Origin of the sequence: Salipiger sp. PrR002 (assembly GCF_010500775.1) — a bacterium.
Taxonomy (GTDB): domain Bacteria; phylum Pseudomonadota; class Alphaproteobacteria; order Rhodobacterales; family Rhodobacteraceae; genus Salipiger.
In genome coordinates, this window is the sequence record NZ_JAAGOU010000010.1 from 70,032 (window position 1) to 82,023 (window position 11,992).

The 11,992-nt window shown below is 66.0% G+C and carries 4 protein-coding genes; 1 reads left to right on the forward strand and 3 read right to left on the reverse strand.

Annotation, left to right across the window (positions count from 1 at the left end; all coding sequences use genetic code 11):
• The 3 genes from G0A00_RS12470 to G0A00_RS12480 all read right to left on the reverse strand — a co-directional run bounded on the left by G0A00_RS12470 (window position 1) and on the right by G0A00_RS12480 (window position 10,264).
• Complete coding sequence (locus G0A00_RS12470) at window positions 1-909, reverse strand: N-acetylmuramidase domain-containing protein (protein WP_164181402.1); 909 nt, start codon at window positions 907-909, stop codon at window positions 1-3.
• Window positions 910-1,210: 301 nt separating this feature from the next.
• A complete protein-coding gene (locus tag G0A00_RS12475; RefSeq protein ID WP_164181400.1) occupies window positions 1,211-5,947 on the reverse strand; it encodes a hypothetical protein in 4,737 nt (1,578 codons plus the stop codon).
• A 12-nt stretch (window positions 5,948-5,959) separates the two neighbouring features.
• The gene (locus G0A00_RS12480) at window positions 5,960-10,264 is read right to left on the reverse strand and encodes a hypothetical protein (RefSeq protein WP_203595363.1); all 4,305 of its coding nucleotides are present in this window, start codon (window positions 10,262-10,264) and stop codon (window positions 5,960-5,962) included.
• 214 nt (window positions 10,265-10,478) lie between these two features.
• Between G0A00_RS12480 and G0A00_RS12485 the strand changes: the two genes are divergently transcribed.
• Window positions 10,479-11,984, forward strand: a complete 1,506-nt coding sequence (locus G0A00_RS12485; protein ID WP_164181398.1) for a DUF2235 domain-containing protein — start codon at window positions 10,479-10,481, stop codon at window positions 11,982-11,984.
• Window positions 11,985-11,992 lie beyond the last annotated feature (8 nt).

The window sequence follows — 11,992 nt, forward strand, 5'->3', positions numbered from 1 at the left end:
TCAGGCCTCCACAATGGCGTCATAGTCGGGCACTTCAAGTTCGAGACGATCCAGCAGCTCTTTGCTTACCTTGCCGTCGACCGGCATGCCCTCGCGCTCCTGAAAGGTGCGGATCGCGGCGCGGGTGTTGTCGCCAATCCAGCCATCGACAACGAGCCCGGTGTCGATCGCCACGTTGAGCGCCGCCTGCAGCTGCATGGTGTCGCCGCGCTCGAGATTGACCTGCCCGCCGGTGCGTTCCTCGTCGATCATCGCCCGCGCCTTGGTGAATTCTGCGGCCAGCTTGATGTGGTATTTGTTGGCTCGGTAGGCGGGGCCATTATAGGCGCGCGCGAACTCGTCCCATCTCTCGCTGCGCAACTTGTCGGCAAGATTGTTGTGCTCGATAAAGCGAACGAAGGCCGTCAGTTGCTGCGGCTCTCCCAGAGCCATGGCGTTGACAAAGGCGCCCACGGTTTCATAGCCGACCAGATCATGGTTGAAGCCCATGATCTGAAACAGCCCCCAGGACGCAGACTTTAGCGCCGGATCGCTGTCGCCGCGGTTGATGCGGATCGCCTTGAGCAGCCGGTCATATTCCCCGCGCCCGCCCTTGTAGTGGACCCGGGTCCATTTCGGATAGGAAATATCAGGATGCGCCCGGTCGTATTTTCCTTTGGTCAGCCGACTGAAATGATGACCCTCGAAGAGGATACAGGGGCGGTCGGTTCCCGTAATAAATCCGCGTTGGCGCGCCTCAACCGCCTTGACGGCCTTTATGACCGAGACGGGAACCCCAAGTTGATTGGCGGCGGCAATCTCATCCGACCGCGACAAATGCTTTATCGGAAACATGAGTACCTCCAGCGGAGGGTGAAATGGGCCTTCATTCAATCCATCAACTTTGGCCCACAACGCGCCATCGGTCAACTTTTCGCTATATTTTCCAGCCTCTCAGACCCCGAGCCAACCCTGACCGGAGGGCGTTCGGCGCCGCATGGCCCGGCGTGAAACCGCAGAACGATGCCTCAGCTTTCTCTCGTTTTCAGAGCGTTATAATCCAAAGCTCACTTTATAAATGAAGATTGCGGCTTTGGATAAATCTGAACCCTTCGAATATTGTGTCTTTTTCAAGGCAATAGGCTCGACGCAATTTAACCATTTCGTAAGTTCTTATCGGCCCATGGGGAGCAATCCCCACAGCACCCCGAGTCTCTCAATTTGCTATACGTCAGAGCGCCTCTGTCTCGAAGGTCTCGGCGAAGACGAGGCGCTCTTCGATGATGCGTTGTGCCGCAAGCCGGGACCCGCGCCGCGGCGGCGCGATGTCATCGGAGTAGAAGCGCTCGAACTCGCGCAGCACCAGACGGCGCGCCCCTCCGCCCGTGGGCAGTTTCGCCTGACCCTGCCAGAACGGCGGGTCGGTGATGAAGGGATCGAACACCTCCAGATCGCCCGGAGCCGGGAAGCGTGTGCGCCCGTCGTCGAGGATCGTGCCGAGGCGGCCCGAGCGGCGCAGAGCCATGGTGCCAAGGTTGACCGCCCCGGGCAGGCGCACCCTTCCCCCCGCCGCCGGACGGACGACGCGGCCCGTTCCCACGGGCTGGCGCGCGCCTGTGCGCGCGGGCGTCACCGTGACCCCGCCGATCGGCGTCAGCGGCTCGAACACCGAGGGGCCACTGCCCGTCTGCTCCTCTGCCCCGACCACATGGCTTTCGAGCACCTTCACATCCTCCCACGCCAGATCGCTGTCGATGCCGCCGCGCTGCTCTTGCAGGACCAGTTCCACCCGGTTGCGCCCGGTCTCGAACGGGCCGTTGATGTAAGACACGCCCTGATGCGAGGAATCCCGCGTGAAGTGGATCGGCCCGCTCTTCGGGTTCGGCCCGTGCAGCGTCACCTTGAGCGTGCTGCCGTCCATGCGCGCGGTCAGCTTGCGGCGCGGCAGGACCTGCGCGAACTCGGCCAGCACCACTTTGGAGATCTTCACCTGCGGCAGGGCATTGGGCTGGTAGCGCACCAAAGCCAGTCGCACGAAGGGCATATAGGTGGTGCCGGGGTTGAGCTCGATGTCGCAGAACCACAGACTGCGCTCGGCGTCCCAATGCACCCGGTGCCCAAGGATACGGACCGGCGCATGGCCGGGTTTTTCCTGCAGCCGCAGGCTTTCGGCGGTGACGCGCGCGGGGAAATCCGTATCCGAGATGGCCTGCTTGGGCTGGCTGGTCTCCCACATCGGGTCGGTGCCCCATTGCGTGACAAGCTGCTCCATATCCTCGGGGATTTTCGAAAAGCTGCCGCCATTCGCCAGCAGCACCACGCCCAGCAACTCGCCATCCCCTGACGAGAACCACGGGCGGTCGAGCCAGACCCGCAAGCCGTTGCCATGCCGCGTCACCTCGTGCCGTCCGGCGATCTTCGGGCGCTGCCACCGGAACGTCGGCACGACATAGAGCAGCCGCGGATCGGCGGGCGGCGCACTGGCGGGCACCGGGGTCTGCGCGGTCGCGCCCCCGGTCTGCCGCAATACCGGTGCGCCCGGATCGCCCTCATCGGGCAGCGCAAAGGCGGGCCCCTCGGCATCCGGTCCTTCGCGGGTGATCAGCGCGGGTTTGTCGTACATCGCGGGCGGCAGGTACTCGCGAAAGCGCGTGGTCGCCCGAACGCGGTACTGCACCAGACGGAACCGCGTGTCGCCGATCTCATGCACGTCGCCGCGCTTTGCCTCCGGATCGGCCAATTGCGCATCCACCGCCTGCGCGAGGATGAAACCGTTGCGGTGGTTCTCGGCCAGTCGCACCTCGGCCAGCGCGCCGTTGAAGCTGACGCGCTCCGGGCCGGGGCGGTTGATGTCGTCGACCCATTCTTTCCAGCGCGCCTCGATCTGAAACTTGCCGGTCGAGGGGCCGTGCAGCAGCACCTGCCGGACCAAAAGCCGCGCCGAGGGCTCGCCGAGCCCGCGCTGCGCGGTCAGGTTGAGCAACTGCGGCGCACAGATCGGCTGCTGCGTGGCGTGCACCATGACCAGCCTGCGGAACGGCGTCATCAGCCATGTCTCACCGATCGCAGCGGCCATCATCAGCGCCTCGCCCGCCTTCTGCGTCGCCGTCCAGCGCGGCATCCCGAAGGCGCGCAGGAACTCGGGCGCGATGAAGCTCGAATAGCGCAGCCGCAGGATCTGTCCCTTGGGCAGGAACAGGCGCAGGACCCGCTCGGCCTCGTCCCACTTCGGTCGCCCGTCATCGGGGAAGGCGACCTTGCAGGGCAATTCGCTGTCCGTCTCGGCCCGCTCTTCCAACTCGATCCGGAAGCCCTGCGCGTCGGGCCAGTCCGCGCGGTGGCGGATCAGCAGCACCAGCTGGTCGGTCGCCTGCGAGCGCACCACGCGGCAGTGATCGCCCAGCACCAACCCCTCGACCAGCCCGGGGATCTCGTGCCCCGGCTCGGCACGCAGCGCGACACCGCCCGCAGCGCCATCGGGCAGATAGGGCGTGCGCACATGCGCTTCGCGGTGGATGACATATTGCCCGCCGACCATCCGGTCGCCGACCGGGTTGTCGGGGCCCGGCATCTGCGGCGGCACCGCCTGCGTTGTGGCCGCCGGTGCGACGGCCTGCGGGGTGATCAGTTCGATCTGACTGCCCGGCTGCGGATCATAGAGCGTGCCCGCCTCGCGCGCCGCAATCTCATAGCCCTTCTTAGACGCCTCCCAATCGCCGCCGAGGAACGGATCGAACAGCCCATGCGTCTCGCATTGCTGCTGCGAGGATTTCGGCGGCACCACATGGCGTTCATTGATCGCGGTATAGGCGAAATCCGCCGAAGCTGGCGCCTGCGCCGCCTCCTTGAAGTCCTGCGTCTGAAGATAGTCCGCGGCAGAGGTCTGCACGTTCGAACGGATCACCATGCGCTCCAGCTGTTCACCTTCGCTGAGCCGCGCGCGCTGCACCAGAACCGGCGGATCGACCGGCTCGAACCGCCAGTAGCCGACCGGATCGCTGGCCTGTTCGAGCGGCTCGATCGAGGGATCGTCCAGCGCCAGAGCGTTGCCTGCAAGATCGACCATCCGCGCCCGCATCCGATACGCCCGGCCAAAGCGCAGCCGCGGCAGCGAGCCGCGCCGGGCGCGGAAGTCCACGGCCAGACCATTGCCCTTCTCGGCGGCGTCGGTCACCTCGGCGGGCACCTCCGCCTGCAACTCGCTATCTTCTGCCTTTTCCGAGCGGATCACCTTACCGGGACGCGGCGCGACCAGCGACCAGCCCGTCCAGCGGAACAGGCTTTCGTGCAGGTATTGTTCGCTGTCGTCGTCGGGATCGCCGCTGAGCGACGCGCCAGAGACATGGCCCTCGTCCGGCGCATAGTCGAGCGCGGTGCCGGACTTCAGCGCCCGATACCGGCCCTCGCGCGCACAAAGCGAGCGCCAGATGCCGGGCTCGGTCAGGCTTGGCACTTCGGCCACATCGACGCGGTAGCCGCGGTGCACATCCTCGGCGAAAAGCACCACCTGATCGCCGTTGCCGCCAGCGATCTCGGTGTTCTTGAGATCAGCCGCCGCGGCGATCTCGGCCAGTTTCTCGGCCCGCCCGTGCTGCGAGACCCCGATGCCGCAACTGCGCAGCGCGGCGGGGGGCTGGCGGTCGCCGGTGGTATAGGTCACCTCGCCCGCGGATTGGCGCAGCGACAGGCTCTTGCCCAGAAGGTTCTGCGCCGTCAGCGTGTAATTCACCGTCTTCAGCGCAGCGCCGTCGGGATCGACCTGATAGAGATCGAAAAGCCCGTCGGTCTCGTCTTTCGCGACCGACCAGCCATCGTCGCTGCCTTCCAGCCGCAAAAGCCCCTGCGCGTGATCATCGGTGCGGGCACGGGTGACGAAACGGTCCTTGCGCGCCAGCCAAGCGGTGCGCGGCGTCGCCTCCTCCCCCGGCGCGCCGCCGTCCCATTTGACCTGCAGTTGCATCAGCCCGAAGCCGGTGCCGCCGCCAAGCGCGATGCGCTCGGCAATCGCGCCGTCGTCTTCGAAGGTGAAATCCAGCACCAGCCCGAGATCGCGCATCAGCGCGCCGTAATTGGCAAAAGAGGCCGCGATGCGGTGGAAGTCATATTCCGGCACGGCGGGCGCCGCAGGGACGCCCTGAAAATCCGGGCGGCGCTTGGCGCGCTCGGCCTGCGTCGGGCGTCGGCGGCGGTAGAAGCGGTCGGCCTGATAGAAGCTGTACTCATCGGCATTGCGGAACTGCGACATGAGGCCCGAGGCAGCGCCCGCCAGCGCGGGCGGCACCCAATCGGGCGGCATCACATGGCGTGGGCGCTTGCCGCCCGCAGAAGGTCGCGCGCCCTCGCCCTCGATCCCCGGCGCGGGCACTGGCATCTCAAACACCGAGTCCTCGCCAAACACCGGGCGCTCGATCACCCGGCGGCGACGGTCGTCATGCAGCCGCCCAAAGCCTTCGTCCATGACCTCGATCACCCGGTCGCCCAGCGTGATCTTTTGTGTACGCGTGCCGATCCCTTCGAGCATCCCCTTCAGTTCCGGCGCGGCGTCGCGCCAAGGCAGCAGACGCGGGTGATCCGACGAGCCCCCGGCAAGGTTGCCGTAATGGGTTCTTGCGTAGGCCAGCACGTTGCGCAGCGGGAAGGAATGCAGGTTCACCCGGCTCATGTCCTTATAGACAAAGCCCGCAACCGGCGTCTCGGGCGCAAAGAACTCGGCCCAGAGCTCGGACTTCGGCGCGCTCGACAGCTGCAGTTTGACCGTGCCGAAGGCCAGCTTCAGCGCAAAGCCCGCGCGCTCCAGCGTCTTGGGCCAGTCGAGCCATTCGGGGAAGGCCTTCAGTTGCTGCTCATCCGCCGCTTCGGGCGTCAGCCGGGGCGAGACCACGGCAGAGACCCGCCAGCGCCCCCTGCCGTCGCCCTCGGTGACGCGGCCATTGGGCAGGACGGTCCAGATCAGGAGTTGCTGTGCCATGCTCTGATCTCCTCACGCGAAGGCTTCGGCGTATTCGCGCCAGCCATAGTCAGCCCCCGGCCCGTCGATCGCCGCCAGTTCATCCGCCAGCGGCAAATCGGGGCGGAAGCCCATCATCTCGCGCAGCGAGGGGTCGCCATTCGAGCCCGCGAACTGCCGCTCGCAGTGGATCGTCACGCTGCCCGAGAAGAACAGCACCGAAACCTCGATGGTCAGCTGCGCCCGCCCGGTGCATTTGCCCGAGGAGAACTGGTACTCAAGCTCCAGATACAATTCGATCGACGCGCTGATCAGCCCCAGGACGCTCACATGCCCGCCAAGCCGGAAGTAGCCGGTCAGCGAGGCCTCGGTCTGCTCCATGCGGAAATAGATCCCCGCCATCACCTCGACCCCGCCCGAGGCGACGCCGAAATCCACCGACAGTGAGGCCCCGAACTCGAAAGCCGCCTCGAGGATCTGCACCCCCTGCGGGTCGATGGTGACCGCGAAAAAGCCGCCGCCGCCAAACATGTAGACGGTCAGGCAGAAGGGCTGCTCGCGGGTGCAGAAGTTGAAGGTCACCGACAGCGGCTGGCCGATGAAGGGCACGGTGAACCCGGCCCCAAGGCTGAGGTTCGAGATGTTCAGCACCCCCACCGCAATCGACGGCAGCGCCACGTCAAAGCCCGCGTGAATGCCCTCGGTGGTGATGTCGAGATAGGGCGGGTCCGAGAACCCGTCGAGCGGGATCAGATCGCGCAGGGTCTCGACAAAGCTGAGCGGCCCGACAAACTTGATGTCACGCAGCAGCACGTCCACATCCATCTTGGCGTTGCTGTCGACCGAAAAGCTGATCTTGTCGAAATTCAGCTCAAGGAAGGACGCGGGCGCGATCAGCACCAGATCGAAGGAATTGAGCGAGCACATCACCCCGATCTGCGGGCTGCTCGAGCCGTTCTTCTTCACCTTGCCCTCGACCGCCACGACCAAGCCGCGCTTGTCATTGGCCCGGAACAGCGCCTCTCCCGGATCGGTCGAGCCGGTCAGCGACCAATTGTCGATCTCGGGACGCCAGTCGAAACGGATGGTCAGCTCGTCGCCGGTCAGCATCTCGATCAGATCGACGATTTGCCCGGCAATGCCCAGCACCTCGGCGAACTCGTCCAGCGCCGAGCTCAACGCCGCCCGGATGCCCTCGGGCAGCAGATCGAACCCCTCGATGGCGGCGCGGAAGGGACCAATCGCCGTCTCCAGCGCCTGAAGCCGCGCGCCGAACTCCGCCGGATCCTCGAACAGCTGCGCCAGCGCCGTCGGATCGCCGACAATCGCCGCCAGCGCATCGAAGACATCCTTGCCGGTGGCAAAGACCTGCGCCGTGTCGTCCAGCGCCTCCAGCACCGTATCGAGCCAGCCCGCCATCTGGATGATGGTCTGGCGCAGGTTGGCCGGGATCTGCTGCCCCTGCGGGCCGTTCACCACCGCCAGCAGCTCGGCCAGCTTGGCCTGCAGCGCCGGGATATCGGCCAGCGCGGCGGCGTAATCCACATCCGCCCCCACCGCATCCACCGCCGCCTCCAGCGCAGCTTCGATCTTGCTGCGCAGCGCGGTGATCAGCGCCAGCGCCTCGTTCATCCGGTCGATTGCCTGTTGTGCCGCGCCCTGCACCGCCGCCGCCTGCGCGATGAGGTCTGCGACCTGCCCCTGCGCCTGATCCAGCGCGCCCTTGATCGCGCCCAATGGCCCGCTCGGAAGGTCCGACACCAGCCCGTAGAGCCGCACCAGCGTCGCGATGAAGGTCTCGACCTGCGTGCCCGCCTCCGAGACGAACTTGGGCACTTTCTCGCCCTCGCCCGCGATATCGGCCACCGCTCCGATCAGCGCCCCCAGCGGGATGCAGCCAAAGAGCAGCGGCAAAGGCAGATCGCTCACCGAAGTGGGAAAGCCTGCGCCCGAGCCCATCTTGCCCTTCGCGAATTCCACCGGGTCGGTCATGATCGGCCCGGCCAGCCGCGACAGCGCCAGCGGTTTGAGGTTGGGCTGCACGAAGCCGCCCGACTTGTCGCCCTGCGCCGAGAAGTCCAGCTGCCCCACCTGCCCCGACTGCAGCACGTCGGCAAACACCTCGCCCGCGTTCAGATCGGCCTCGGCACCGCTGTCGCGGAACCCAACGCGCAGATATTGCGCGTTCCATTGCAGGATGTTGGTGCGCGCCGATCCGGTCAGATGCGCCACGGGCCCCAGCTTGGCCTCGACCTGAAATACCTTGGGCACAAAAAGCGGACGCTGGAGATTGGCGCTATAGCTGCGCAGCGAGGGGTTGTTGACCGCATCGCCGCTGCCATTGCGCTGCGGCGCCTCCATGTTGAACACCACCTCGCGCGCCTCCACCGCGCTGTCGCCCGGCTTGGCCGAGGGGGCCAGCGACAGCCGCTGCAAGCCGAAGTCCACCGTGTGGTTGGGGCTCGCGTTATAGGCCGTGGCGGCATCGGCGGCGAAGTTCTGCGCCAGCGTCCAGTCCGGCGTGATCCTCCCGGTCACCGGATGCACATTGCGCGGCGCCGCAATCGTGTTGTCCATAAAGATCATCGGCAGGGCAAACGTCACCCGCCGACCGTCGAGATCGGTGGCCGCGCATTGGAAATTGAACGGGCTGCCGCCCACATGCGGCCAAAAGAACTGCTGCCCACGGCCCTGCAGGTCGGAATTGGCCGGATCGTCCAGATCGGGCGTCTTGTCGGTCAGGATCTCGACCTGCGCCAAAGGAAACTGGCGGGCGTAATTGACCGTGCCATCGACGCTTTCGGTGGCGAAAAAGGCCGGATCACCGAACAGCCGAAGCGGCTCGCGCACCACGATGTAGAAGCGCTGGCGCAAATAGGCGTGCTGGTTGAGGTCCGGCAGCACCCCGTCGCGGTCCTTGTGGAACTTGCGCTCGGTCACCTTGACCAGCGAGACCCGGTGCCCGAACGGGCACAGGAAGCCGCGATAGACGACCTTCACATAGTGATCGCGCGCCATAGAGGCGCGGTGCACCCATTCCTCGACCGACAGCCCCAGCGGCTCCCACGCCCCGCGGCTGTCGAGCCAGCCGCCAAGCGCCGAGAGCATCATCAGCTTGGTGTCGATCGGTTCGGGCCGGTAGTCGGGCGACGAGAAATTCGACGACAGATGCGCGATCTGGAAACGGTCGAAATCATTGAGCCCCATGCGGAAAGGCCGGTTCTGCGGCACCGGAAGGTCATCGGCTCCGCCGGGCAGATCGCCGGACATCGACGGATTGGCCCGTTCCAGCCCCGCCCCGCTGCGCGCCCAGATCGCGCGGATCGTGCGATTGGGATCAGGATAGGGCGGCATGATCTCGCTGCCGTCGCTTGCCGGGGTGACCATGCGGGTGTGCCAAAGTTCGGTGCGCCCGGTTGCGCTCGAATGCACCGGGCCGTTGGCGTGACGCCATGCGGCGCCCGCATGCGGCGACAGGATCAGCCGCCACGGCATTTCGATAGAGGTCTGCGCCGCGCTTGGGGCCTTGGGCTTCGGTCCGGGTCGCGGCAGCACGAAACTGCCGGGCACAAAGCGCACCCCGCCCGACACCGGTCGCAGCGCCGCACTGTTGGCCGAGGCGGTGCGCGCGCGCAGGCTGGCCACATCGGCCCCGCCCCGCGCCGCCAGCCGCAGCGAGGACACCACATGCCCGGCCAGCGCCACCCGGCGCCGCGGCGACAGCGCATTCACCGCGGCAATGTCAAAAAGATCGCCGACCGAGATCACCACTGCCGCCTTCACCCGCGGCTTGGCGTTGGCCGCCACCAGCAGCTTCAGCCCTTGGATCGCCTCCAGCACGGCTTCGAGCGAATAGGCGATCTCGGTATGCGGCGGCAGCTCGAAGGCAAGACGGCTTTCCCCCGCCGCCCGCGCCCGCACCGGCGGCTCACGCAGCGCGGTCTCGGTCTCGGCGCTGTCCGGCGGCTCGTCGAGGTTTGGCGGCGGGCTCTCGTAGAACGCCTCTTCGCCCAGCGTCTGCGGCGGCAGGTGCAGGATCAGCGTGCCCTTGGACGCGCCATTGGTGCGGATCACCGGCGGCGGCCCGGCGTGAACCGAGGCACCGCGCAACTCGATACGCAGCGCCACGAGGTCTTGGACCCGCAGGGCGGGCGCGCCGGGGCGCGATGCTTCAAAGATGTTCTTGATCGTGTCAGGCGGGCGCGGGATCAGCCCCAGATCGCTCAGGTCGATGCCCGCCGCGGGCACAACCCTGCCGTTTGCCATCACCGCTTCGACCGAAACGGTCGCACCAAGAGAAAGCCCGCTCAGCGCGCGGGTGGTAGGGCGGATCGCCATGACGACCCCCGTTTAAATTGTTGGTGGAAAACACGGCACACTTTACAAGAGAGCCGAACATTTGTCCAATAAGTTTACGTTGCGTTAACTGAAACGCATGAAGAATTTCACCGCACCGCGCACGGACCGCCTGCGCAGCGACCCATTTCATTCGGCAGCGCCGACCGCCAATTTCGGGCAAGGGGCGCATTGATTTCAGCCGCTGGAGTTTGCCATGGCCAATCTCATCGTCTGCTGCGACGGCACTTGGAACACCCCAAACCAAGAGGAAAACGGCAGGCCCTCGCCCACCAATGTGGTCAAGATACACTCCGCGCTGGCCCCGCTCGACATCAATGGCACCCCGCAAAAGACCTACTACCGCCCCGGCGTCGGCAGTTCCGGCGGGCTCTGGACACGGCTCAAGGGCGGCGGGCTCGGCGTCGGCCTCGATGACGACATCAAGAGCGCCTACCACTGGCTGTCCGAGAACTACCTGCCGTCGGACAAGATCTTCCTCTTCGGCTTTTCCCGCGGTGCCTTTGCGGTGCGCAGCCTTGCGGGGGTGATCGGCAAATGCGGGCTGCTCGCCTTTCCGGGTGACAATATCACCGAGGCCGAGAAATGGCGCCGGGTCGATGCCGCCTATAAGGCCTATCGCTCTCTGGGCCCCGGCAAGAAGTGGAGCAACAGCAGTTTCGAGCGGATCGCCGACGTCAAAATCGGCTTCATGGGGGTCTGGGACACGGTGGGGGCGCTGGGGATCCCCGACGAGTTCCTCATCAACGTGCTCGACAACCGCAAGAAGTACCAGTTCCACGACACCGAACTGGGCCCTCAGGTTGCCGTGGCGCGCCATGCGATCGCCGTGGATGAACGCCGCCGCAGCTTTGCCCCGACGCTCTGGACCAGCCACGATCCGGGCGAAAGTGACGTGGTGCAGACATGGTTCACCGGGGTGCATGGCGACGTCGGCGGCAGCTATGCGGACTCGGCGCTTGGCGACATCACGCTAAGCTGGATGATCGACGAGGCGCAGCCCCATGGCGCCGCCTTCCGCGCCTCGGCCTTCGCTCAGCTTGCCGGGAACCACCTTGGGCAACTGCATGATTCCACGAAGAACTCGCTCTTCACCTACCTCCAGACCCGCCCGCGCAGCGTGCCGGACATCGACACCAACAGGGCCGAGGTGCATAACAGCGTCCGCCAACGCCAGGCGACGCCGCCTCTGGTGCAACCCGGCTATTGGGAGACACGCAGCCTGCGCCCCGGCCAGAGCGACACGCTCAACGTCTATGCGCGCGAGCAGTGGAACTATAGCGGCATCTACCTGCAGGCGGGCCTGACCTATGACTTCACGGCGCGCGGCGAATGGCTCGACGGCAGGATCAAATGCAGCCCCGACGGCGCGCCGGATGGGTTTCACCTCGGCTATGCGCTGGTCTCGCCCTTCGACTGGTATCAGCGCCGCCGCCGCGAGAGCACCAAGAACCCCAATGCCACCATCCCGCTGGCCCGGCGCGAGCAGGATCTGCCGTGGTTCTGCCTCGTCGGTGTGATCGCCAGCGGCACCGGCGTGCACGCGCAGACCAAAGAGCTTTGCCCGCATGAGGTGTTTCTCATCGGCTCTCAGGCGCGCATCACCCCCAAGACCAGCGGCTATCTTTACTGTTTCGCCAATGACGTCTGGTACGCCTATGCCAACAACAAGGGGAAGGTGCGCCTGACGGTTTCGGCGTGATGATCTCG